The sequence below is a fragment of the Microcoleus sp. K4-B3 genome, assembly GCF_036704615.1.
Classification (GTDB): Bacteria; Cyanobacteriota; Cyanobacteriia; order Cyanobacteriales; family Microcoleaceae; genus Microcoleus.
Genome location: NZ_JAUBSF010000010.1, coordinates 23,759 through 48,083, shown reverse-complemented (window position 1 = coordinate 48,083; position 24,325 = coordinate 23,759). Strand labels below are relative to the sequence as shown.

Below are 24,325 nucleotides of genomic sequence, written 5' to 3'. Positions count from 1 at the left end.
TTCTTCTCATTCTTCCTTCGCGCCCTTCGCGTCTTCGCGTTTCGTTAAATTGGTATTATTTGAGAAGTTCAAGACCAATACTCATAATTTTATCACCTGTTTGATTTCTGTATTTTTTGTAACTAATCTAGAACTATGGCTTTAGTAATTGCTGGCGAACGCAGCGGGGCGGGAAAGACTACTGTAACGATCGCCCTTTTAGCTTTTTTAATCCGTCGCGGCTTGAATGTTCAATCTTTTAAGGTTGGCCCCGATTACATTGACCCGATGTTTCATGCTTTTGTTACTGGTCGCCCCTGTCGGAATTTAGACCCGGTATTAACGTCTGAATCTTATGTAAAAAAGTGTTTTTCTCGTCATATTCAAGATGTCGATTATGCCTTAGTTGAAGGGGTGATGGGACTATTTGATGGGGTTTCTCGGAAGAAAGAAGAAGAAAGTTCGGCAACGGATTTCGTAACGGATGTAACGGATAGAAGTTCGGCAACGGTTGTACGAGATGTAAAGGATTTAACGGATTTAACGGATTTAAGGAAGCCAGAAGGAAAACAACACTATTCTATTTCCTTTGCTTCTACGGCTCATGTGGCTTATTTGCTGAATTTGCCGGTATTGTTTGTGATAGATTGCAGCAGGCTCTCTGGTTCTGTGGCTGCGATCGCCCACGGTTTTCGTTCTTTTAACCCTGACCTTAAATTCGCTGGTTTGGTGCTGAATCGGGTGGCGAGCGATCGACATTTGGAACTGCTTCAAGATGCTCTCCAACCGCTCAATTTACCTATTTTAGGCGTTTTGCGCAGGGATGAGGCTGTTACTATTCCCGATCGACATTTGGGGCTGATTCCTGCTGAGGAGTTGCCGAATCTTCATGCTGCGATCGATAAACTGGCTGATTTGGCTGCTGTTAGTTTTGACTGGGAGCAACTTTTGCCTTGGTTGGCTGCAACTCGAAATGGGGGGGGTGAGGGGTCTGAGCAACTTTTGGGTAGGCACAGTCTCCCTTCGGTTATTATAACTCAAAAAGATGATGTTGTCAACTCTTTGGGTAAACAATTTGGAGTGAGGATTGCAGTTGCGCGCGATCGGGCTTTTAATTTTTACTATCAGGACAATCTTGATTTGTTGGAAGAGTTGGGTGCGGAGTTGGTATTTTGGAGTCCCCTTGATGACTCGGTTTTTCCCGACAACGTGCAAGGGTTATATTTTGGTGGTGGTTTTCCCGAAGTGTTTGCTCAAAATTTGAGCGGTAATGTTTTAATTCGGGATGCGGTAAGAAGTGCGATTTTTTCGGGAATGCCGACTTACGCGGAGTGCGGCGGTTTGATGTATTTGTGCGATTCTATTGTAGACTTCGATGGCAATTCTTGGCAAGGGGTAGGTTTGTTGGAAACTGCTGCTGCGATGGGAAAGCGTTTGACGCTGGGATACCGAGAAGCTGTGGCGGTGAGGGATAGTTCGGTGTTAACTGCTCTTGATGAGGTTTGGGGACATGAGTTTCATCGATCGCATTTAAGTGTGGAACCGAGTAATCCAGTTTATCACAGTTGGAGGTATGGCAAGCGGGGGGAGGTTGAGGCGGTTGCTGAAGGTTGGGGAGTTTGTCAGGTACACGCTTCTTATTTGCATTTGCATTGGGGTGCTCGACCTGATATTCCGGCTCGTTTTTTGCAGCAGTGTGCTGATTTTGATTGTAAGGGTGTTTTGGGCGATCGGACTTAAATAATATTTTTTTAACGAACCGCGAAGACGCGAAGGTCGCTAAGGAAGAGAAGGAAGAGGAAGGGCATGATGGGTTATGTCTGTAGCGATTTGGAAGTAAATCAATTAAGTTTTTTGTGGAACAACTCAAAAAGCCTATTTCTGGCTGTTTCCAGAGTATAAATCCAGTGGTCTTACTATTTATATTAGAATATTTATGACGGATCGAGCTAGGGATGTTGGGATTTATGAGCGAATCAATTTCGACTAAGCAATTGTTGGAACAATGGGTGACACCGGAGAATTTTCGGAGTTACGGTCAAGTTATTTTTGCGGCTGTGGACGGCAAGTTTTTCGATGCTGACGATGCTCAGTTAAACTTGCAAAATGGGATTCCTAGATTTTACATTATGCGGCTGCACCAGAAAGGTCGCAAATTTCGTCTAATTACGAGGCACGTTCAATGTACTCAGTGTTTGGGTTCTTTGGATGGGAAGGATTGGTTGATGGCGGTTGCGCCTCCTGGGGATAGCTATAAACCGAGTTTAGAGGATATGGCTGCTTTTCGGATTCCGGGCAATTGTTTTATTAAGTTAGATGTGGGAACTTGGCACGCTGGGCCGTATTTTGATGCGGATTTTGTTGATTTTTACAATTTGGAATTGAGCGATACTAATTTAGTTGACCATTTTACCTTTGATTTTGTTAAAAATCACAATCTGGAGTTTGAGATTGTCTGATGTTGGCGATTTGTAGTTGCGCTTTCTTTTTGGTGATTATGGTTATAGGTGGGTTTTTTGAGTAAGATTTTTTAACCGGAGAGGGCGCAGAGGACGCAGAGGAGGAGAAGGAGGGGGTTCGCAAGTGATTGGGGAATTCTTTTGGCCTCACTAGGCTGAATGGCGACGCTTTAAAGATAAAGTTTACCATTGTTAAAATAGGTGCAATTGTCATGCCTGAGCAAAAGTATAGCATTGTTCTGCGCGAATGTCGTTTGTTAGGTGCGGGCGACAGTCAAACAGTGGATATCGCCATATATGGGGACAAAATAGCCGCCGTATCGCCGCAGATTCCCGAATTGGGAGAATCCGAAATCGAAATTCAAGGCAAATTAGTCAGTCCCCCGTTTGTGGAGTCGCACATTCATCTCGATTCGGCTTTGACTGCGGGGGAACCGCGATGGAATCAAAGCGGCACTTTGTTTGAGGGAATTCAAATCTGGGGGGAACGAAAGCAAAGTTTAACTCTGGATGATGTCAAAAAACGGGCTGTTGAAACTTTAAGGCTGCAAGCGTCTCAAGGGATTTTGTTTGTCAGGAGTCACGCTGATGTTAGCGAACCGACGCTGACTGCTTTGCAAGGACTTTTGGAAGTTCGAGAACAAGTCAAAGATTGGATGACTCTGCAAGTTGTGGCTTTTCCTCAAGACGGGATTTACGGAAGTTCAGAAAATGACAAACTTTTAGAGAAATCTCTGGATATGGGTGCGGATGCTGTGGGCGGGATTCCGCATTATGAGTTGACGCGGGAAGATGGGGTGAAGTCGGTTGAGCGAATTTTTGAACTTGCTGAAAAATACAATAGATTAATAGATGTTCACTGCGATGAAATCGATGATGAACAGTCGAGATTTTTGGAGGTGGTAGCAGCTTGTGCGATTAGAAGCGGGGCGGGTTCGCGGGTGACGGCTAGCCACACGACGGCTTTCGGTTCTTACAACAATGCTTATGCCTTTAAGCTGATGGGAAGTTTGGCAAAATCGCGAATTAATTTTATTGCCAATCCTTTAATTAATATCACCCTGCAAGGCCGCGCTGATACTTATCCCAAACGCCGTGGGTTGACGCGGGTTAAGGAGTTGTGGCTGCAGGGATTGAATGTGAGTTTTGGCCACGACTGCGTGCAAGATCCTTGGTATAGTTTAGGTACGGGAAATATGTTGGATGTCGCTCATATGGCGGTTCATGTTTGTCAGATGACGGGAATGGCTGAGATTGCAGCTTGTTTTAATATGGTCACTGTCAACGGTGCTAAAACTCTCAATCTGGGAGATGATAATTATGGGATAGAGGCGGGGAAAACTGCAAATTTGATTGTGTTGGATGCTGAGGATTGTTATGATGCAATTAGGAGGCGCGCTGCTGTTCGGTATGTGATTTCGCGGGGTAAGTTGCTGGCGGAAACAGAACCTGCTAAAATTAGTTTTCATGGTATTTGACAAACAATATTTTAATCTGTTAAATTGTGAATCAAGGTGCTATTCCCGATGAGAGTCCGAGAAATTTGCAGGAGCAACTGCTACTGCAAGATGCTAAGGCTGGTAATTGCATAGTAATTCATTGCGGTACAGATAGATTGTTGGGAGATGCAGCGAGACTTATGGCTGTTTATGGCGGAAATTCTGAAGATTGGGATAAAATGACAAGTATTGAGGCTTTTGAAATTAATGGATCTTCCGTACAAGTCCATTGGTTTCGGAACAGTCAGACTCTTCAAGATGTGGAGTTTAAGTTCAAGCGACAGTATCCCAAAACAGCCCCTAAAAATCTGTAGATAATCAAGTTATGAAAATTCGTTGTATTGCTAATACGGGTGAATCTCTCCCTGACAAATATATAGATCCGCCACGCGGTTACACTAGAACAGTTGAGTTACCGCTAACTATAGGCAAGGAATATGTTGTTTATGCTATCCGAGAATGGAAAGGGACTATTTGGTACTACATCTGCAATGATAATTATAGCTATTATCCCATCCATAATCCGGCGCCGATGTTTGAAGTGGTTGACAGTAGGGTTTCTAAGTATTGGCGGTTTGAACTTTCGCCCAATGGTTTGTTAATGATAGCGTTTGAACAGTGGTTTACAGATCCTTATTTTTATGATAAGCTGACAGACCAAGAAGAGGCGGAGGTTGAGATTTTTGAGAAGGTTAAGGAACTGATGGATGCTGAGGATTTTGATTTGCCTCCGCTGGATGTTGCAGTTGAAAAGTTGCGGGAAACTGTCAGTGTTTGAGTGGGAAAAGTGCGATCGCAAATTGTTTCTTACCACCTTGACTCACATACCTTCAAATGGTATCACATAGGAATCAGCATAATTAGGTCAAAAAAATGAACGAAAGACTTGAAACCAATAAGAACTATGAGGCAGTGGGTGATGATGATGTTTTGTTATTCGTCGGCAATCAAGCAACTTTTCTGGTACGAAGGTTTAAAGAGCTAGCCGCTAGCAAGTTTAGTGAGATACTTGGGCTTACTGCACAAAAGGAATCTCGCCAGATATCAGTAATGAATTGGATGAGAGAACTGTGTATTAACGAAGAAACAAAAATTATGGGAGGGGATATAAAGTGGAACTCCCCTAAAGAAGGAATCGATTGTCAAGTCCTCAAAATTGGTTCCAAGGGTTGGGAAAAAGGAAAGGTTCAAATCGAAGTCAATAAAAATATAAATTCTAAGGAAACGCAGACATCTATAAAGTTTTGTCCTGATGAACCACCAGAGCAAAAATCGCCTCTAGATGATATCAGACAATCCGAGGAATACAAAAAACTGAGCAATAATAACTGACAGCCCGATCGCGATTACAATACAATAATCGATCGCACGTATATCTGAATCTTAGATTTTCAACCGCAGATGAGGGCAGATGTACGCGGATGTTTTTTTGGGAGGGACTAATGACAAATATAGAAGAATATGTCGATCGCACGGCCGAACTGATAAACTTACCGTTTGACCCGGAACATCGGCCCGGTGTTGTGGTAAACTTCGAGAGGATAGCTGCGATCGCCCGACTCGTTACTGAATTCCCCTTACCCCCAGAAGTAGAACTCGCGCCGGTGTTTGAACCTTAGATTTTTAACCGCAGATGAACGCAGATGAACGCAGATGTTTTTTAGAGAAGGCTGATGCGGTTGCTACGGCAGCGGCTGTTAAATGTGGTAAGGTTACGGCTACAGAGGCGGTAAGTGCTGCTTTGGAACGGATTGCTGTTAAGGATAAAGCTTTTAATTGCTTTACTGCAATCACTGCATCAAGCGCACTCGCAGCAGCCGAAAATATAGATAATTCGATCGCAAATAACCAAAACCCAGGCCCTTTAGCAGGCGTTCCCTTCGCAGTCAAAAACCTGTTCGACATCGGCGGAATTACTACTCTAGCAGGGTCAAAAATCAACGCTGACAATCCTCCGGCTACCCAGGACGCGGCGGTGGTCGCGCGACTCAAGCAAGCCGGGGCTGTGCTCGTAGGTACGCTCAACATGGACGAGTACGCCTACGGTTTCGTTACCGAAAACAGCCACTACGGGCCGACTCGCAATCCCCGCGATACTACCCGCATCGCCGGCGGTTCCAGCGGCGGTTCCGCAGCAGCAGTCGCCGCCGGTTTTGTACCCATCACTCTCGGTTCTGATACTAATGGTTCCATCCGCGTACCGGCTGCTTTGTGCGGTGTCTTTGGGTTTAAGCCTACTTACGGCCGTTTGTCGAGGGCTGGCGCTTATCTATTTTCGGGTAGTTTGGATTGTGTGGGGCCGTTTGGGCGATCGATCGGAGATATGGCGCTGCTGTACGATATCCTGCAAGGCCCTGATTCTCGCGACCCAGTTTGCACTCAACGCCGGCCTGAACTTTGTTCGCCGCAGTTAAATCAAGGCATCGAAGGATTGCGAATTGCTGTTGCTGACGGGTATTTCGCCGCAGGGGCCGAACCGGAAGCAATGGATGCTGTAGAAATAGTTGCTAAAGCCTTGACAAATGCCTTGGATGGTGGTATAAGCACAGAAAAAACAACAAACCCCCCAAAAATAGGGGGGCTTGCAACTGTCAGCATACCGGAATCCGATCGCGCCCGGGCTGCGGCATTTATCATTACCGCTTGCGAGGGGGGAAACTTGCATTTAGACAATTTACGATCGCGCCCTCAAGACTTCGATCCGGCGACGCGCGATCGCTTTTTAGCGGGAACCCTGATCCCTGCGACTTGGTACTTGCAAGCGCAGAGATTCAGACAGTGGTACCGCGATCGAATTCGCGAAATATTCCAACACACAGACATCATCCTCGCACCCGCAACCCCGATTGCTGCCCCTGAAATTGGCGTCGAGAAAATGGTAATAGCGGGACAAGAAATCTTAGTGCGTCCCAATCTCGGACTGTTCACCCAACCCCTATCATTTATTGGCTTGCCCGTTCTTTGCGTGCCCGTACAGCGGCCCGGCGCTTTGCCCTTGGGGGTACAAATTATTGGTGCTCCCTACAGCGAAGCGGTGATTCTCCGAGTCGCTGCGGTACTTGAATCGCAAGGCATTATATCTGCCGAATCAATTGACCCCTAATTCTAGGGTTTGTTGTTGCGGTGGAAGCGTCTCTTAGTCCTTCTGGCAATAGCTTTGCGCTTCTGCTTTTCCAAGGGGGTTTCAAAGTGGCGGTGCTTTCTCATGTCGGGGAAAATACCCGCTTTGGAAACTTGCCGCTTAAACCGTCGTAGGGCTGACTCAATCCCTTCATTTTCGCCTATTACAACTTGGGTCATTCTTTCTCCTTAGTGTTTGTTAGATCAAGTTTTATCATATCAAGCTTTTTGACGGCGCGACCTGTTGAAGGTCGGGCGATCGACCAAAACCCCAAAATTATACCAAATCCGCTGCCATCACCGCTCTTGATTCTTTAGTCCGCGCAGGGGGGCTTTGTATGTGAAAGCGGGAATTATATTCGCGCGGTTGCATCGGTTTGGGCTATCAACTGATTTTCCTGCCGCAGGTAAGCTTGAATAAACGGGTCTAATTCGCCGTTCATCACATCTTCGATGGCGGTTGTTTCCACCCCAGTACGCAAATCCTTGACCATTTGGTATGGGTGAAACACGTAATTGCGAATTTGGTTTCCCCAAGCCGCCTCCACCATGTCGCCGCGAATCTCGGCAATTTCCGAAGCCCGCTGTTCCTTAGCAATCACCAACAGCCTAGCCTTGAGTAATGCCAAAGCTTTTTCCTTATTTTGCAACTGACTGCGTTCTTCTGTACAGCGGACGGCCAAACCAGTAGGAAGGTGAACGATGCGGACTGCGGTTTCTACCTTGTTAACATTTTGCCCGCCCTTGCCGCCCGCGCGGGAAGTCGTGATTTCCAAATCTTTTTCTGGAATGTCCAACTTGACGGATCGATCGAGAATTGGCATCACTTCGACGCCCGCAAAACTGGTTTGACGCTTGTCGTTAGCATTAAAAGGCGAAATTCTGACCAAGCGGTGAGTGCCTTTTTCCGATCGCATATAACCGTAAGCGTAACGGCCGACAATTTCCAAAGAAGCCGATTTAACACCTGCTTCCTCTCCCTCGGAAATTTCCATTAAATGTACTTTGTAACCTTGACTTTCCCCCCAGCGGGTGTACATCCGCAGCAGCATTTCCGCCCAATCTTGAGCATCTGTGCCGCCTGCCCCGGCGTTAATCGTCAAAACAGCGCCGCCTTCATCGTAGGGCCCAGATAGTAATTGTTGCAGTTCCCACTGGTCGAGTTCGCGGCTTAACTGAGAAAGACTCGATGAGGCTTCTTGGAACAAGGACTCGTCGGCTTCTAACTCCAGCAGTTCTAAAATAGCTTTAGCATCTTCCAAGCTCGTTTGCCAGCCGCGATATTGGTCTAAATGAGATTTGAAGTCATTAAGTTCTTGGAGGGTTTCTTGAGCTCGATCTTGGTCGTCCCAAAATGCTGGTTGGGCGCAGATTTGCTCTAAGTCTTGAATTTTGGCTGTGAGTGCGGGGATGTCAAAGATAGTCCTGGGTTGCACCCAGTCGATCGGACAATGTTTCGATATTGTGTTTGATGTCTAGAACTTCCACTGTTAGTTCTCCGGCGTTGTGGGGTTTATTTTTGATTTTAGCTGAAATTGGGATCTTTCAACAAAATGTTATTGCTTCTTCCTAATTAGATATAGTGCGAACCCGTTGTATTAAAAACTTTACCGCATTAAAAATTAAAAATAAAAAAAAGTTGCTAGAATCTAGAATCAGGTTAACGATCTCAATGGGAGTCAATTACCATGATTTCCCCAGAACTAAAATTCAGCTTGCCGTCCACCGAAGACCTGCCCTGTTCGGACGATACCCCTGTGGATAACGAAGACCAGAATCTGCTGCCGAACCTATTGTTGTTTGTCCTGACCAGCATTTGGTCGGCTCGCATGGATTGGTACTTTGGGGTGGATATGGCGGTGTATCACACGACGGGAATCAGTCCCAAAGTGCCTGTCGTCCCCGACGGGTTTCTCAGTTTGGGGGTGGAACGCAGAAAAGGGGGCAAATCTCGCCGCAGCTATGCTGTCTGGGAAGAAAACGAGGTTGTGCCGATCGTAGCATTGGAAATGGTGTCTCACAAACCCGGTGGGGAGTACGACGAGAAGATGTCGATTTATACCGGTTTAGGAGTTTTGTACTACATTATTTACAACCCCGAATTTTGGCGGCGCGATCGGCATCAACCGTTTGAAGTGTACAAGCTGATTGACGGGCAGTATCGGCAGCAGATTGGCGAACCCTATTGGATGCCAGAAGTGGGACTGGGCCTAGGGCGATCTCAGCAAGTTATTGGGGGCATCGAGCAAGAAATTCTGGTTTGGTACGACGAGTCAGGAAATGTCTATCCCCTGCCGGATGCAGCAGCGGGGCAGATGCGCGAGCAGTTGAGGGTAGAACGACAGCGAGCTGAGGGTCTACAACAGCGAGCCGAACGCCTAGCTGAGTATTTGCGATCGCAAGGGATCGATCCTGATAACCTACCTGAAATCTAACTTGAAATGCGATCGCTTTACCCGATTAAAACCAGCGTCCCGATAGAATTAACAACGTTCCCCCCATAGCTCCCGCGTAACACTTCCTCGATTTGTTCCGTGAAACAGTGAATTGGTATTAGCCACTTTCCATTGCTAATAGACTTCTGCCCAAGTCTATCTGCGATTATGCGCGAGCATCGCATCCCAAATGTGCAAATTTAAAGAAGGGTGAGGAGAGTTTATATCTAAATGCTCCCTCCTGTGTTGGGCCGCTCCCCCAGAGACCGTATTTTTACAAAAACCTGTTTTTTGGAACCAGCCTTTAGCTATAGTTGGGCAATTAATTGACCAATTTAGTATATTGACAAAACCAACTAATTGTGCAACTTGCGCCTCACAGCAATATAACTTTACACAAACATACCAACTTTATCTATTTGGCGTTGAGCTCAACAATTGAATAATAAATAGTGAAGTTTTTTGGTGAATGTACGCTTAAATTAATTCAGCCCTTGTCCTTGTACCCTCTGCTATCTGCATCAAAGCCTAATTGTATTAACTGCCTGTTTTGGAAGCATAAGAATCTAGAGCGTTTTTTGCTGCGTGCATACTACTCAAAAGGAGTCAGTTTGATAGGGATATGAATTTAGATTCTCAAGTAACTACGTTTTCAGGAGATAGCTCAGAAGATATCAGCACGGTTTTTTGGTCATTTTGGCAGCAGTATAAAAATGATCTTTATCGTTGCTGTTTCAAGTGGATGAACTATAACCCAACCGATGCTGAAGATGCCCTCAGTCTGGCGATGCTCAAAGCATGGGAAAAGGTACAAAAGTATGAGGGGAAAATTCCCAATTTTAAGGCTTGGCTGACGCGGCTGACTCGTAATCTCTGCATTGATATTCATCGCGCGCGCGATCGCCCCGCGACAAGAGTTGAGAATATAGAAGCGATCGCCTCAGTCGAGGAAATAGAACTGGTTTCTCTGCACGATACGCCCCTGGGCGCTCTGGAGAGGGGCGAGAAAAACATGGTGGTTCGCCGCGCGATCGATAACTTACCCCAGAAGATGCGCGAGACTTTTATCCTGCACTTTTATCAAGAACTCTCTCATCAAGAGATTAGCCAACAGCAAGATATTTCCTACCAGAATGTCTCCAAACGCATCTCGCAGGCGCGGGCTATTCTGCGAAAAGAGTTAAGGGGATATTGGATGGGGGATGATTCTACTGATGGGGAGGAGTCTCCAAAAAAGGAAGAGTCGAAAAAGAGGGTGGGAGTTGAAGCTAGTGCGATCGAGACTATTATCTTATCCGCAGTAGTAGAGGAAGTAGAGATAGTGGTCAGCGAGGAACCGCAGGAGGTAACACCATCCCAGCCGCAGAGAGAGTCGGTGATGGTTGTGGCCCAATCCGATCGGAAATTAGAATTCAAGCAAAATGCTTTTCGGTGGTTTGAGGCGACGCTGTATATTTGGCAGCTAACACAGGCTTTAATCAAGATTCAATATAGAAATTTTTCGATTGTCAGCAAGCTAGATCGACTACATTCCCATCAGTGCTGGCGGGTGTGGATGGATAGTGGCGGCTTTTGGCTCTTTTCCATCTAAAGAATAGCAGAATACAAAAGCGCATATTTCCAGAACAGTCTTGGACACAAACGCTTTGTTGCCATCCTGAGTCCTTTGCTAAGGAACTGTAGTGTAGCCAAGGATCTCGCCCGATGATTCACAACGCTTGCGCTGCGTTCAGAATGACATAATTGCGTTGGTTCTGCATTGAGGGTTTTTGAAAGAGTTGCGAACACTTTTTCCTGAAATCTCTTGGCATTTTAGCCAAGTTGAGAGGGATACTGCTGGCAATTTTTTCAGACTATTACAGTCCTGGACGCACAGCCTCTACATATAGCGTTTTGTAGGGGACAATCCCGCCGTGGTTGCCCCTATTCCTAGGATTGTTGCGTCCAGGACTGAATTAAACAAAACTTTAGTGTCTCTTAATAGGGAACGCAACTTCAGCCTCAGTTACCTGATGGTTGGTTTTGTCATGGGTTCCTTTTAGCTTTGACGGCGAGACACCCGGAAAAGTTCCAACATATAGAGGACTTACGCTCTTCATATATATAGCGTTTTGTAGGGGCAATCCCCCGTGGTTGCCCTGCACCTGGAGATTATGCATAATTCCCGATATACTCCGAAAAATCTCTGTTTCTTGCGTCTAGTTTTATGAGGTGCATTCAGTTAAGTAGTCCAGGACGGAAAAACCCGGTTTCTTAACGTAATTTCGTCATTTTAGCTTGAGGATGAGAATGAGAAACCGGGTTTTTTAGGGAGAAGCGTGCGTAAGTCATGTTAAGGAAAAAAAAATCTACATCTCAAAATTCACAAATGAGTCTCTGTAATCGTCTTATAGATGTGAAGGGCACGAAAAAAGCGTTCAGATGCTAATTAATAAAATGCCCTTCTCATCACAACACTAAACACAGTAGGCAGAAAAAAATATGGTCAGGATGAAAATCGAATTAATTGATGTTTATTGCCGAGATACTGAAGATGTAACTGGTGCTGACGAGTTTTATCTCGTTGGTGCTTTGGCAGGCGGGACAGTCGTAAAGCCAATTCTGACGAAGCCTATCAGTATCAATGACAAGCAAAGGAAAACATTCCCTGCAGGCGAAAGCGTTTTATTTGAAGGCGAAGTCCCACAAGGACAAAGCGTCAAAGGCGGAATAAAGGCTTACGACGAAGATGCTGCAAAAGACTGGGCTCAGTACGGCTCGGTAGTTAGCGGAATTAGCGGTGCTGTTTCAACTGTTTTATCAGCGACAGGTGTAGGAGCTACGGCGGGAATGATTCTTGGAGTAGTTACAAAGGGGGTAGGCTTTTTCAGTAGTTTGGATAAAGATGACTTACTGGGTACTACCGAATTAGAAATTTCCGCCACAGGACCCTCCAAGGAGGAGCGCTCCTGGCTAATACAGAAACTAGGGGGCAGTGGTTGGTCCAACTGGGATTACACACTTCGCTATCGGATTTCTCGTTCCTAAAAACGCAGCAATTTCAGTCCGATTTCCCGATCTTGTATGTAGGGTTAAACTACAGAGAAGCCCGACATACAAGATTTTTTTTAGCCACTTATCAAGAGATGAATAAAAATGCCAAAGAATAAAATTATTGTCTTAAGTGACATACACATCAGTACCAATGAACCCACAAACTGGTATCAAAAAGACTTCCACGAACCATATCTATCAGCCATACTAGATTATGTTATTCGTGAGTCAGACTCAATTCAAGAGCTAATTTTACTCGGTGATATATTCGATTCTTGGACTTATCCTCCCGATCGGCGACCCCCTACTTTTACTGATTTCCTAAACGCTAATCCCAATATTTTTGGAGTGGATGGAAAGTTAAGTCAGGCTTTGACGGCTCTACAAGGAAAGGTGACTTATGTCAATGGCAACCATGATATGGAAATCACTGAACATGATTTGCACCAAATTCCAACTTCATCAAATTATAAAGTCCAATATTCTCCCAACCCAACTTATTATGTCCAGACTGCCGGAGGCAAAAAGATTGCCTTTACTCACGGGCATATATTTACGATGTTTAATGCCCCCTACCTCGACACTGAAATTAGCCCATTACCTCTCGGCTATTTCATTACCCGCTCAGTGGCTTATATGTTAAACAAAACACTTAAACCCGGACAAACTGTTGCTGATTTGCAGGGTCAAGGTGCTCCTAACTCAATGAATTTACAGGGGTTAGTCTCCTCAGTTGATGCCGCAATTTCTTCGGGATCTATGGGGTTAGTTAATTTAGTTCTCGACTACATTATGGAAGTGACTGGAATCCCGCAAGATAAGCCGATTATCTTACCAAACGGTCACACAACCACTATGGCACAAGCGAAGGAAGTGTACCGTAATTTGCAGAACAAGTGGGTTTCTGATTGGGGAGGCGGTAAAGATGGTATATCAGCCACGGCAAAATCTGCGATCGCCGATTTAAATGGGACTTATATTGCTTGGTTTGCCCAACGATCTGCTCTAATTTATGACTCAGACTTGATTGTTTTAGGACATACCCATACCCCCAAGCTAGGTATAACCAATGGTTTTGTTAAGTACGCTAATAATGGTTTTGAATGTCCTTCAAGTCTTGATATTCCGCCTCAAGGGGTTAATTTCTCAGTGGTTGATACAGATAACTGTCAAGCTAGTATTTATCAGGTGATTAAGCAGAATACATCTTATCAAATAAGCCCTTATTCTGCTCTTCCCGACTCAGTGATTTTTTCGGCAATATCGATGGATTATTCTTGTTATGTCACTATTGACAACTCCAACGGAACGTCTACATTGAATTTAACTCAACCACCTACAAATAAGCGCGGTCATTATGTCGTCAGTCCCCCTCAGCAGATTATTCCAGGTCAAAAAATAAAGTTCTGGTTACAGGATTATGCGGGGATATTTGGCTCAGAAGGTAGTGTAATCTATTCGGGAGGGGGTCGCTCTATGACTTTGACCTATGCTTGTCCTACCGGCATCAGCAAGAACAAATGTTCAGGTGCCAACTTCTACACTTCCAATGATGGAGAGAACTGGAGTGAACTTAATAAACCTACACCTAAGGGTCATCCCTTTTTCGTGAAGTTTGTTTTGTAATATCCACAAGTTTTATTTCTCCAAAAATCGGCTACCCATTTAACTTGGGATAATAATCCAAGGACGATCGTCCTTGCATTATTATTGAGTCGAGGTCGTCAAGAACTTGTGCACCGCAATCTATTTCAGCAATTTCTTTGACTCCTTGCGCTGACGGGCGATCGCCAACAGTATGTAGGGGCTGTACCTGTGAGAGTCAGCCCTACAGGTTTATTGCTAGATATACTGCGAACCTGTTGAATTGAAAGTTTTACCGCATTCGTGAGCGCATACGTCCAACCTTTTGGAACAGGAAAAACTTTTTGTGAGGTCTTCGCGAAACCAATCTCTGGCGATCGCATCTTTCACCGATTGAGTTCTGAGAGAATTAAAACCATTTCCGTACTTTTCAATTAAAGCCAGCATTTGCGGTCTGTAAGTGTGGTTGTAAACAGCGTATTTAGTATGGCTTACCCAACAGCAAGGCCAGAGTTCCGCTTCAAAACTGATGAAAATCTCTTTGCTGGCTTGAGTTTGACAGCTAATTTCTACATTGCGGTAGTAATTATTTAGGCTACCAAATGTTTCTACAGCTTGGATAAATTGGTCTCCCTGTGGGTTTTTATATTGTTCCAAGGATGGGGGTTGAAGTTCTTCGCTGGCTGGCTTTGATGGGACAGAAGGAGTGGGTTCTGTTGCTTGAGAGGTTTCGATAGCTATAGCTTGATACCAAGCATAATTTGCTTTTTCTGGTTGCCCCAACTGCGTCAACACTTTAGCTAAATTGCGATAAGCTCCGGCAAAATTGGGTTTAAGCTCGATCGCCTTTTGGTAATAAGCACTAGCTGGCTGCCACTGTTGCTGTTGAGCATAAAGACTGCCGACATTAGCATAAACTTCTGGAAAATTAGGCTGAATTTTAAGTGCCTTGGCGTAACAGTCTGCTGCTGCTTGCATCTTCCCCAAACCTTGAACAGCATTGCCTAAAGTTTTCCAGGCTGCTGCAAAATTAGGTTGAATTTTTAGGGCTTGTTGGCTGGCTGCGATCGCATCTGAGAGCTGTCCTTGTTTCAAGCGTTCCTCAGCTTGTCGGTGGAACTGAAGCGCGGCCTGTTCTTGATGCTGAGGGGCTGCTACATTAGCTGTTGCTGGTTGGTTTGGGCGATCGCTCTTAGCATCTACCTGAGAGTTTTCTGGCTTCTGAGGCTGTTGATTTGCGGACTCTTTGTCATAAATCTCTTTCGCCACAAAACGAGAGGTAGCTTTCGGTACAAACTCGACAAATCCTAATTGTTGGGCTAAATCCCGTGCTGCTTCTACTTGGTGCTGGTTGTGTTCAAATATCAAGTAGTGCCATACAGCTTTTCCGCCAGCTTGGATAAAGGCATTAACCGACTGCATTATCCTGTCCCAGTTGGTATTTTGGCGGTAGATGCTGTTAGTATCAGCCAACCCGTCGATACTAAAAATTACGCGATCGTCTTCTCCTGTCATCGCCTGTGCCAGGGCTTGCCACCAGTCGCGATTGCGTCCGCTACCGTTGGTGTACAGGGAGATATGAGGAACTCCCATGCGGTGCAAATATTCGATCGCCGGAATTGTAGTATTGCTAGTCATAGCATCGCCGTAGTTGCCGCACATATAAACCAAATCCAACTGAGAGCAAAAATCTTTTGGGAAAATTCTCTCAATATCCTCCATCTTTAATTCCGCCCCCGGCAAAATCGGGTTGTCGGTGCGGGGGCACTGCGGGCAAGCTGCATTGCACCGGGAGGTAATTTCTACGCTGACTCTCCTGATATCTTCATATTTTAAGTACATGAGTTTTCCCCAATTAATTTTTTATGAATGTTGAAATCGCGATCGACACAATTAGATAACAAGAGTTTTGATTGAGTGATTAAAAATTAAAATTATACCTCATGTCTGCCGGCTGGGAACATGAGATAAGTTTTATTAATGAGGGATAGAGGAGGCAATGAGGAATATCTTGGTGGTAAATCTTAATCAAAAACCGCGGCCCGATGTCGATCGAGCCGCGGTTTTTTTTTAAGCTAAAGTTTCAATTATTAATCGCGACCGTTGAGAGCAATCAGCAGGCGCAGAATAAAGATGAACAAGTTGATGTAAGTCAAGTACATCGACAGAGCGGCGGGCAAATACTGGTCGTCGCGGTAGCTGCGGGGTAATATGTAAAAATCGACGATCGCAGCGCCGGCGAACAGAAATACGCCGATGCCGGAAATGCCAATTTCCAACCAAGTTGGGGTGTAGATGCCAAATAGAGATAGCAGAAACTGACCGCCAACGACGACTAACAAAGCAATGACACCTAAACTGATAGTTTTGGTGAGGGCCATGCCGTCTTCTTCAGAAAGGTTGGAGCCAATTTGGCGGGCGGCGATAAAGGTAATGCCGCAGCCGAGGGCTGCAAAACCGATGCCGGAGATGCCGACGCCTTGGGTTCTGAGGGCTGTAAATACCAATCCGCTGAGGGTGTAGCCGGAAAGCAGGCTGTAAGTTGCCAGCAGGGGCAAAGCGGTATTTTTGTTGCCTTGTTCGGCGGCACCGCGGGCGACGAAGAACAGAATTAATTCTACGACGATCGCGGCGATGAAGGTGGGAAAGAAGATCCCGGGATAGTTGCGGATCACTCCGAGACCGCCGTAGGCGCCTACCGCAGTTAAGACGAGTCCGCCGCCGACAAAGGGGAGAGCGTTGGCGATGACGTTGGGGCCTACTAGCGCTTGGTTTTTGGCCTCGCGCACGGCTTCGCGAAAATTGCTAGTGTTACTCACGAGGATTTACCTAATTTTGGCTGAGAATTGCTATCTATCATTTTGACAGCTTTACACTTTGTTTGCAAAACCTGAAAGAGTTTAAAGATTTGATAAAGAACGGGGGTGAAATCACTCCCAAGCAGGGATCGATTGTTTATAATCGACTGCGTACAAGTCTGTGCCGTGTCGCCCTCTTGCACCGTTGCGCGTCGCGGCATAGCTATAATTGAGGTTAAAGAGCCGGCGTTATCTGCGGCGAGGGGCAAGCTTAAAGTCGATCGAATCGCAGATAAGTAAGCTCAATCAATTTTGGATTTGGCATTTACTATTTGGGATTGAGGACTCTATGGTAGAGGTAGGGGCCGCAGTTGATTTTAGGTTTTTGATTTGCGACTTAGTTGAAATTAGGGACGGGAAACCGCAATCATCTAAAATCTAAAATCGGTTTGGTTAGTTGCTAAGGTAGCTCAGACAGGGAATGCCCAAAAAATTAACGATCGAGAGATCGAGTTCGACAGACAAAATGCTAAACAGGTAATGTCCAATGCCCACCTTTTTTCCTAGCAAATTATTGCCAACTGCCGCCGGAATTTTATTGGCTGCCGCCGCTGTGATTTCCGGCAGTCAAGCTGCCGTTGCGGCTAATGTCGGAGCCGTTTTTACCGCTGCTTCAGGGCAGGGTTCAGAAAATTTGCTGCTGGCTCAAATCGGTCAACTCCGACAAGGTACAACTTCTCCCAGCCCGAGTCCGGGAACCGCAAGGCAGGTGCCTCTGCCCGTCAAAATTCCCGAGCCTTCGACTGTGGTAGGGTTGGGTTTAGTTGCGGGTTCGCTGGCTGTGAGTCGCCGGAGAGTGAGAGTTAAAAATTAGACTTTTGACCAAAAGTCTAATTTTTGGATTTTTAACAGCAGATAAATACGGGTATCAGGATTTTAGCCGATCGCGTCGCGCAGAGCATTTTTAGTCATAGCTGCGATCGACTGTTCGGTAGCTTTGGGCAAGTGATAGTATTTCCCTCCAGAAGTCTTGGCCAACTCCTTCGCAAAGCCAGTAGAAATAAACTTGCTCTCGGTATCAATCACCAGCAACTGCATTCCCAAACCGCGAATTTTCGCAGCAATTTCTAATAATTCAGCTTTAATATCTGGCTTTTCTCCATCTACAATCGGTTCGCCCAAAGAACGAGCCAAAGGAATATTACCGCGCCCGTCGGTAATGGCGACAATCGCAACTTGACCGATATCTCCAGACTGACGCGCGTTGACTCCCACGCGCACTGCTTGAGTCAAACCGTGGGCCAAGGGAGAACCGCCGCCGCAGGGCAACCTTTCTAAGCGCTTGCGGGCCAAGGCTATCGAGCGAGTCGGCGGTAGCAGCACTTCTGCTTGTTCTCCGCGAAAGGGAATCAGAGCAACTTGGTCGCGGCTTTGATAAGCTTCTGTGAGTAGCTGCATGACTGCACCTTTGGCCGACTGCATCCGGTTGAGGGCCATCGAACCGGAGGCATCGACGACAAAGACGACTAAAGCTCCAGCTTTTCTGGCCAAGCGCTTCGCCCGAATGTCTCCCTGTTCCACAAATACACGGCGCTCAACCCCCCCTTGCCCCCCCTTAGCAAGGGGGGGTTGACTCGCCTGTTGCCCCCCCTTAGCAAGGGGGGGTTGATTCGCCTGTTGGCCCCCCTTGCTAAGGGGGGGTTGGGGGGGGTTAGAATTCCTGTCGCGGCGGGCTTTTTGGTAGGGTGCGGCGGCTCTGAGGGTTGCGTCAACGGCGATGCGGCGGACGGGGCCTTTGGGCAATACTGGCTTGACGTAACGGCCTCTATCTTCAGAGAAAATGGTGCTTCTACTGCCCGATTTGCCTTGGCGGTTAGCAGCTTGGGCGAAGAAAAGCACGCTGGGGTCGAGAATTACGCCTTCGGGGTCGAAGAGAAATTCTTCAGGAATGGTATCTTTTTCTGGTTCTTCTTCAGGTTCCGGGTTGTCTTCATCCTCTTGGTCTTCTTCGTCTTCTTGCTCGTTTTCTGGTTCGTCTTGTTCTTGTTCTGACTGCTTTTGGGGAGGCGGTGGGGGGGGAGGAGGAGGAGAGTTTTCGTCTGGGGGAGTTTGGATGATGGTGGCGCGGGGTACGATGACTAATTCTACGGCGCGGCGCAGGTCTTCGGCGTTAACTTCTGTGCGTCCCTCGATGGCTGCTGCCGCTTTGGCGACGCGGACTGCGAATATTTCGGCGCGGTGTCCTTGAACGCCGCCCCGGATGGCTTCTTCTACTAGGTAGGCAATTTGTTCGCGTTTAATGCTGACATCTTTGAGCCATTCTCTGGCTAGGATGATTTGGGTTTTGAGGTTGTCGGTGTCTTCGGCGTATTGATTGAGAAATTCTTGGGGGGAGCTGGAGTAGGATAAAGCTTGTTCTACTGCATAGACTCTTTCTTCTAGTTCGAGTGCTGCGTCGGCTGAAAGTACGATCGCGATGCGATCGAGCAAATGTTCTCTGAGCGGCCCTTCTTCGGGGTTGTAAGTGGCGATAAATAGAGGTTTGCAGGGGTGTTGGAAGCTAATTCCTTCGCGTTCTATTTGGTTGCGACCTTCGGTTAATACTGTTAGCAATTGGTTGGAAATGTTGTCATCGAGGAGGTTAATTTCGTCTACATAAAGTACCCCTCGATTTGCTTGGGCTAAAAGTCCTGGTTGAAATACGGTTTGGCCGAATTTTACTGATTGTTCGACATCAACGGAACCCAAGAGTCTGTCTTCTGTGACACCCAAAGGAATTTGGATGAATGGTGTGGGAATTATTTCTGTATTTGGATAATTAGTATCGGTAGTGTGGGCATCTTGCCCGCTTTCTTCCAATAGAGAAGATGCCTTTTGTTCAATATTTTCATTAGGTTCGGCGTTGCAAAAAGAGTCTTTAACAATTTCAATGGGTGGCAGTAAGGAGTGCAAGGCGCGGGCCATTACTGATTTGGCTGTCCCGCGGCGGCCTGCGATCGCCACTCCTCCCAATCCGGGATCGACTGCTGCTAACAGCAGGGCTAATTTGATTGCTTCTTGCCCGACTACGGCGGTGAGGGGAAAGGCTGTGGTGGAAGGGCTAAGGTTGGCTGCGGGCATAGGATTTTCGGATGTAAAAATTTGAACTTAATGTTTAGCTTACTTGTTGAAGGATTTTAACTTCTAGGGGCAGAATCACGGTAAAAGTTGAGCCGACTCCTATTTCTGATACTAGCTCGATTTTGCCTTGCAGCAGCGTGACGAGCCGCGATACTATTGCTAATCCCAGGCCTGTGCTTTCGGTGGGAAAGAGCTGTTTGCCGGCTTCTCCTGCTTGAAAGAAGGGGTCAAAGATGCGGTTTGTATCTTCGGGGGCGATGCCAATGCCGGTATCTGTAATTGCGATCGCCCAATTTGCTTCTCCAGCACGGCGGCAAGTTAATTCAATGCTACCAGATTTTGTATAGCGAATGGCATTGCTCAGCAGGTTGATCAGAATTTGTTGCAGCCGCTGTCCGTCGGCGATTACTTGTGTTGGGGCGCAGTCGCTGGTAACAAAGAGCTTGAGTCCTTTAGCATCAGCAATTGGCTGCATCATTTCTACTGCGGTGTTAATTAGAGATTGTACATTAGTTCGCTGCAGGTTAAGTTTAATTTTTCCGGCATTGGCGCGAGAAAGTTCTAGTGTGTCATTAATCATGCCCAGCAACTGTCTGCCGTTGCGCAATACTCGCTCGATGTGTTCGGTGCCGGGGAGGGTATCTTTGATTTCAGATTGCCATTTTTCTTGGCGCAAAAACAGTTCGGAATAACCGATAATTGAGTTGAGAGGAGTTTTGAGTTCGTGAGCTAAATGGTAGATGTTTTCTTGATTGACACTGACGAGGCGATTGAGTTCTTGATTTGTGAGTTTTAACTGAGTTTGGATTTGTTGAATTTCCCGCATCCTCTGAGCGACGTAGCTGTTGAAACACTGGCCAATTGCTTCGTCTATTACGGCATCTATCAGCCGAAAAGCTCTGAATACGTTGGCGGTGCTTCCTGCTAGCAATTCTGCTTCTAATTGAGAGAATATTATTTGACGCAATAAGTTGTATTCCCGGGCTACTTCTGCGGCGTCGTAGCCTTGTTCGGCTCTGATTAATCCGTGATCTAAACTGGCTTGAATTATTACTTTTATGTCGCTCTTTTGATATTGCGAGAGCACAGTTGTCATCGCCGCCAGCAGGTAAGGTATGTGATTTTCTATCGCTGACTGCGGTAAGGTGTCAGCGGTTTCAATTTTCCGATCCAAGCGTACTGCTTCAATCCAGTGTTTGAGGATAGTATCGGTTTTTTCGGCGAGCACTTGGCTATAGTCCATGATTTCTGCGTGGGGGTTGAGTTTGGCAGATATTGCCCATGCTTCATTGTAGTTGAGCGATCGCCCGATCGCCATACCAAACTTTGGGCGATCGCGACCCTGCCAAAAGAAGTAGTTTTGAGGTGATTTTTTTCCTGTGCCGGATCTCTGTCGAGTGCTCGTTCCCAGGTTGTTGCTACCAAAACCAGCACTTAAACTTATTGACAGAAGAGCCATAAAGTAGTAAAATTTCCAACACATATAATTTTTAAATTTTAATTTTTTCAGGGGACTAAATAGAAAACGTGCAAGCTGCGATCGCTGCAACAACATTTATATGTGTAGTTTTCTTAATAATTACAGAATGGATACACCTCACAGTTGCGGCCTTTCTGGGAGCGCTGATGCTGGTTTTTACCCACGTAAGGACGTTAAACGACGCGATCGAATATATCAGTCGGAGTCACGCAACGCTGGGCTGATTCTTCGGAGTCATGGTAATGGTAAGAGCCTTTGAGCCTACCAAAGTATTCGACTACTTGGCAACTCAAATTGTGTTTTTGGCTAAAGGCAAAGGCAAAAATCTCTTGCTGGGTATTGTCGGGATTACTACCCCAATTTGTGCAGTTTGGCCCAATGCCACGACAGTCATGCTGCTAGCACCATTAATTCCGCCAATTGCAGAAGAAGTCGGTGTAGATTTTGTGCCGTTACTGATTTTAATGGTATTTGTGGCTAACAGTTCGGGACTGCTGACAATCGTGGGCGATTCAGCGACATTCATTGTCTGTGATGCTATTAACATGAGCTTTGCAGATTACCTGGTAAAGTTAAGTTTGGGCGGGGCGATCGCATTAGCAGTTATATTAGTTATGTTGCCTTGGATGTTCCGCGAAATTTGGAACAAAAAATTAGAATATTTGGAACACTTGCCGCACCCAAAAATCAATCACCCGCGAGTCTTAGCAGTGGGCGGCTTAATTATAGCTTTTGTGCTGACATTTTTTGTAATAGGAGAGTCTCTGCCCGTGCCTGTTTCATCGGCAGCGGTTGCTTTATTGGGGGGCTGCTTTGGCAATGCTCTTAGCTCACCATTCCCAAATTGATTCTGTTAATAATATTTTGCGGGATTTAGATGGGAGAACCCTGCTATTTTTTATGTCTATCTTTGTGCTGATTGGCGGTTTGGAAAAAACCGGAGTCATCGCCAGTATATCTGGAATATTAGCAGTAATTTTAGGTAAAAATATTTTTGTTGGTTCCCTAGCTTTGTTATTTTTTGTGGGTTTGATGTCGAGCGTGGTGCCAAATATTCCGCTGGTAGTGGCGATGGTGCCGCTGCTAAAACAGTATGTTGTCAATGTCGGGCTCGCACCGGCAGAGGTGCTGGCTCCGGATTTTGCAGGGCAGTTTCCACCTGCTGTGCTGCCGCTGTTTTATGCGATGATGTACGGAGCAACTTGAGGCGAAAATGGCACGTTGGTAGGAGCTTCTTCTAATATAGTGGCAACGGGAATTTCTGAACTGCACGGGCGGCGGATTTCTTTTCAAACTTTTCTCCGTTACGGGCTGCCTGTGATGGCGCTGCAATTAATAAGTCCGGCTGTTTATGTAACTATTCGGTTTCTGATTTGAAGAAGTCATGAGTTATTAGTCATGAGTTATTAGTCATTAGTCATTGCTTTTGTTGCTAGAGAACTAAAGAAAGGGTAAGGTGCTTAGGTTGAAGCCTAAATATAGAGGTTGAAGTGAGTCCTGAATCTAAACTCCATCCAATTCTAACGGAAAAATTACAGTGAAGGAAGAGCCAACTCCTACTTCAGAAACTAATTCGATTTTACCTTGCAAGAGGTTGACTAATCGAGCGACAATTGCTAGCCCTAAGCCGGTACTGTCAGGAATGTAAGCTCCCAGGGGGTTGTCGGATCGAAAATAGGGCGTAAAAATCCGCTCGCAGTCTTCTGAAGCAATGCCAATCCCTGTATCGGTGATGGAGATACTCCAATGTTTGTCTGACAATAATTCGGTTTTTATGAGAATAGTACCAGCTTGGGTGTAGCGAATGGCGTTGCTCGCCAAGTTGGTGATAATTTGCTGCAAGCGCAAGTAATCTGTCATTACTTGATCGAGAACCGGATCGCACTCAACGGCGATCTCTAAATTTTTTTCTTTAGCCAAAGGTTCCAGTATTTCGACAACAGTGCCGATCGCCGATCGCACATTTGTGGCAGTTAGCTGCAATTTTATGCGTCCCGCGTCGTACCGCGAGATTTCGAGAGTATCGTTAATTAATCTAAGTAACCGTCTGCCGTTGTTGAGGACTTTATCAATATGTGCCAAATTGGGAGCCGAATCTTTAACTCTAGCATTGTTTCTTTGGCGCAAAAACAATTCTGAGTAGCCAATAATAGAAGTGAGGGGGGTTTTCAATTCGTGAGCTAAGTGAGATAGATTCTCTTGACTGGCGCGAAGTAAGCGAGTCAGCTCTTGATTTGTAAGTTGCAATTGGTTTTGCAACTCCTGTAGTTCTTGGAATCTTCCCTGGGTATAGGTTTTGAAACAGTCAGCAATTGCTTCGTCGAGGGCCGTGTCAATTAAGCGGTAAGCTCGGTTCACTTCAGCGGCTGAGCCTTTTAGCAATTCTGGCTCTATAGCCTCGAAAATTACCCTCCGCAGCAAGCGGTATTCCCGCGCAATTTCTTCGGCATCGTAGCCTTGTTGTGCCCTGACAGTCCCGTGTTCTAAACTTTCTTGTATGACTGTCCGAATGTCGCTGTCTTCTGATCCGGACAGCATAGTTACGATCGCTTGCAGTACGATGGGAAGGCTGTCGCGCACGGAATCGTAGGTGAGTTGCTTGGCGGTTTCGATTTCCTCGTCGCCGCGAACAGCTTCGATCCAGTTTTCGGTAATTATGTCAACTTTATCTTGTAGCGCTTGGCTAAAATCTATCATGGCTCTTAGATATAAATCAAGTGAGCGATCGCATTTTATATCTCTAGGTTAGTTTAATAATTAACTTTTTAAATTTTTACTCAACTTTTTAGCTTCGCCGATCGCAAGTAGCTACTCCTAA

Annotated in this window: 23 protein-coding genes; 16 read left to right on the top strand and 7 right to left on the bottom strand. The window is 46.0% G+C overall.

Annotated elements, in window-relative coordinates:
- Positions 1 to 135 precede the first annotated feature (135 nt).
- The 8 genes from QUA78_RS07340 to QUA78_RS07305 all read left to right on the top strand — a co-directional run bounded on the left by QUA78_RS07340 (position 136) and on the right by QUA78_RS07305 (position 7,040).
- Positions 136 to 1,719, top strand: a complete 1,584-nt coding sequence (locus QUA78_RS07340) for a cobyrinate a,c-diamide synthase (protein ID WP_333303989.1) — start codon at positions 136 to 138, stop codon at positions 1,717 to 1,719.
- A gap of 227 nt (positions 1,720 to 1,946) precedes the next feature.
- Positions 1,947 to 2,438 (top strand): ureidoglycolate lyase, encoded by a 492-nt coding sequence (locus QUA78_RS07335; protein WP_333303987.1) that lies wholly within the window; start codon positions 1,947 to 1,949, stop codon positions 2,436 to 2,438.
- A gap of 212 nt (positions 2,439 to 2,650) precedes the next feature.
- Positions 2,651 to 3,916 carry a cytosine deaminase gene (codA, locus tag QUA78_RS07330; protein WP_333303985.1) on the top strand — a complete coding sequence of 422 codons (1,266 nt, stop codon included), beginning with the start codon at positions 2,651 to 2,653 and terminating at the stop codon, positions 3,914 to 3,916.
- 26 nt (positions 3,917 to 3,942) lie between these two features.
- The gene (locus tag QUA78_RS07325) at positions 3,943 to 4,251 is read left to right on the top strand and encodes a hypothetical protein (protein WP_333303984.1); all 309 of its coding nucleotides are present in this window, start codon (positions 3,943 to 3,945) and stop codon (positions 4,249 to 4,251) included.
- A gap of 11 nt (positions 4,252 to 4,262) precedes the next feature.
- A complete protein-coding gene (locus QUA78_RS07320) occupies positions 4,263 to 4,715 on the top strand; it encodes a hypothetical protein (RefSeq protein WP_333303982.1) in 453 nt (150 codons plus the stop codon).
- Between the two features lie 95 nt (positions 4,716 to 4,810).
- A complete protein-coding gene (locus QUA78_RS07315; RefSeq protein WP_333303980.1) occupies positions 4,811 to 5,269 on the top strand; it encodes a KGK domain-containing protein in 459 nt (152 codons plus the stop codon).
- A gap of 110 nt (positions 5,270 to 5,379) precedes the next feature.
- The gene (locus QUA78_RS07310; RefSeq protein ID WP_333303979.1) at positions 5,380 to 5,556 is read left to right on the top strand and encodes a DUF4089 domain-containing protein; all 177 of its coding nucleotides are present in this window, start codon (positions 5,380 to 5,382) and stop codon (positions 5,554 to 5,556) included.
- Between the two features lie 14 nt (positions 5,557 to 5,570).
- Positions 5,571 to 7,040: an AtzE family amidohydrolase gene (locus QUA78_RS07305; protein WP_333303978.1), complete on the top strand. Its 1,470-nt coding sequence runs from the start codon at positions 5,571 to 5,573 to the stop codon at positions 7,038 to 7,040.
- A 2-nt stretch (positions 7,041 to 7,042) separates the two neighbouring features.
- On the opposite strand, the gene rpsU is transcribed toward QUA78_RS07305, so the two are convergent.
- On the bottom strand, positions 7,043 to 7,237 hold the full coding sequence (gene rpsU, locus QUA78_RS07300) for a 30S ribosomal protein S21 (RefSeq protein ID WP_006632476.1): 195 nt from the start codon (positions 7,235 to 7,237) through the stop codon (positions 7,043 to 7,045).
- Positions 7,238 to 7,410: 173 nt separating this feature from the next.
- A protein-coding gene (prfB, locus tag QUA78_RS07295; protein ID WP_333303976.1) for a peptide chain release factor 2 occupies positions 7,411 to 8,545 on the bottom strand; the annotation gives its coding sequence in 2 pieces (ribosomal slippage) (positions 7,411 to 8,472 and positions 8,474 to 8,545; 1,134 coding nt in all).
- A 200-nt stretch (positions 8,546 to 8,745) separates the two neighbouring features.
- Here prfB and QUA78_RS07290 point away from each other — a divergent pair.
- From QUA78_RS07290 to QUA78_RS07275, 4 genes are all read left to right on the top strand, one after another.
- On the top strand, positions 8,746 to 9,492 hold the full coding sequence (locus tag QUA78_RS07290) for a Uma2 family endonuclease (RefSeq protein WP_333303975.1): 747 nt from the start codon (positions 8,746 to 8,748) through the stop codon (positions 9,490 to 9,492).
- A gap of 622 nt (positions 9,493 to 10,114) precedes the next feature.
- Positions 10,115 to 11,083: a sigma-70 family RNA polymerase sigma factor gene (locus tag QUA78_RS07285; RefSeq protein ID WP_333303974.1), complete on the top strand. Its 969-nt coding sequence runs from the start codon at positions 10,115 to 10,117 to the stop codon at positions 11,081 to 11,083.
- 899 nt (positions 11,084 to 11,982) lie between these two features.
- On the top strand, positions 11,983 to 12,519 hold the full coding sequence (locus QUA78_RS07280) for a hypothetical protein (protein WP_333303973.1): 537 nt from the start codon (positions 11,983 to 11,985) through the stop codon (positions 12,517 to 12,519).
- A gap of 108 nt (positions 12,520 to 12,627) precedes the next feature.
- On the top strand, positions 12,628 to 14,151 hold the full coding sequence (locus QUA78_RS07275; protein WP_333303971.1) for a metallophosphoesterase: 1,524 nt from the start codon (positions 12,628 to 12,630) through the stop codon (positions 14,149 to 14,151).
- Positions 14,152 to 14,367: 216 nt separating this feature from the next.
- Here QUA78_RS07275 and QUA78_RS07270 read toward each other — a convergent pair whose 3' ends face one another.
- Positions 14,368 to 15,951, bottom strand: a complete 1,584-nt coding sequence (locus QUA78_RS07270) for a tetratricopeptide repeat protein (RefSeq protein WP_333303970.1) — start codon at positions 15,949 to 15,951, stop codon at positions 14,368 to 14,370.
- A gap of 248 nt (positions 15,952 to 16,199) precedes the next feature.
- A complete protein-coding gene (locus QUA78_RS07265; RefSeq protein WP_333303969.1) occupies positions 16,200 to 16,928 on the bottom strand; it encodes a Bax inhibitor-1 family protein in 729 nt (242 codons plus the stop codon).
- 526 nt (positions 16,929 to 17,454) lie between these two features.
- Between QUA78_RS07265 and QUA78_RS07260 the strand changes: the two genes are divergently transcribed.
- On the top strand, positions 17,455 to 17,781 hold the full coding sequence (locus tag QUA78_RS07260; protein ID WP_333303967.1) for a PEP-CTERM sorting domain-containing protein: 327 nt from the start codon (positions 17,455 to 17,457) through the stop codon (positions 17,779 to 17,781).
- Between the two features lie 62 nt (positions 17,782 to 17,843).
- Here the strand turns inward: QUA78_RS07260 and QUA78_RS07255 are convergent, their stop codons facing one another.
- Positions 17,844 to 20,027 carry a VWA domain-containing protein gene (locus QUA78_RS07255; RefSeq protein ID WP_333398698.1) on the bottom strand — a complete coding sequence of 728 codons (2,184 nt, stop codon included), beginning with the start codon at positions 20,025 to 20,027 and terminating at the stop codon, positions 17,844 to 17,846.
- Between the two features lie 34 nt (positions 20,028 to 20,061).
- Positions 20,062 to 21,486, bottom strand: coding sequence for a HAMP domain-containing sensor histidine kinase (locus QUA78_RS07250; RefSeq protein WP_333398697.1), 1,425 nt, complete (start codon positions 21,484 to 21,486; stop codon positions 20,062 to 20,064).
- Between the two features lie 263 nt (positions 21,487 to 21,749).
- Here QUA78_RS07250 and QUA78_RS07245 point away from each other — a divergent pair, with 263 nt between their 5' ends.
- The 3 genes from QUA78_RS07245 to QUA78_RS07235 are packed head-to-tail and all read left to right on the top strand — an operon-like array spanning position 21,750 to position 22,884.
- The gene (locus QUA78_RS07245) at positions 21,750 to 22,355 is read left to right on the top strand and encodes an SLC13 family permease (RefSeq protein WP_333303124.1); all 606 of its coding nucleotides are present in this window, start codon (positions 21,750 to 21,752) and stop codon (positions 22,353 to 22,355) included.
- Positions 22,327 to 22,713: an SLC13 family permease gene (locus QUA78_RS07240; RefSeq protein ID WP_333303123.1), complete on the top strand. Its 387-nt coding sequence runs from the start codon at positions 22,327 to 22,329 to the stop codon at positions 22,711 to 22,713. Before QUA78_RS07245 ends, QUA78_RS07240 begins: the two co-directional genes overlap by 29 nt.
- A gap of 15 nt (positions 22,714 to 22,728) precedes the next feature.
- Positions 22,729 to 22,884: a hypothetical protein gene (locus QUA78_RS07235; protein ID WP_333303122.1), complete on the top strand. Its 156-nt coding sequence runs from the start codon at positions 22,729 to 22,731 to the stop codon at positions 22,882 to 22,884.
- Between the two features lie 126 nt (positions 22,885 to 23,010).
- On the opposite strand, the gene QUA78_RS07230 is transcribed toward QUA78_RS07235, so the two are convergent.
- Positions 23,011 to 24,204, bottom strand: coding sequence for a sensor histidine kinase (locus QUA78_RS07230; RefSeq protein WP_333303121.1), 1,194 nt, complete (start codon positions 24,202 to 24,204; stop codon positions 23,011 to 23,013).
- Positions 24,205 to 24,325 lie beyond the last annotated feature (121 nt).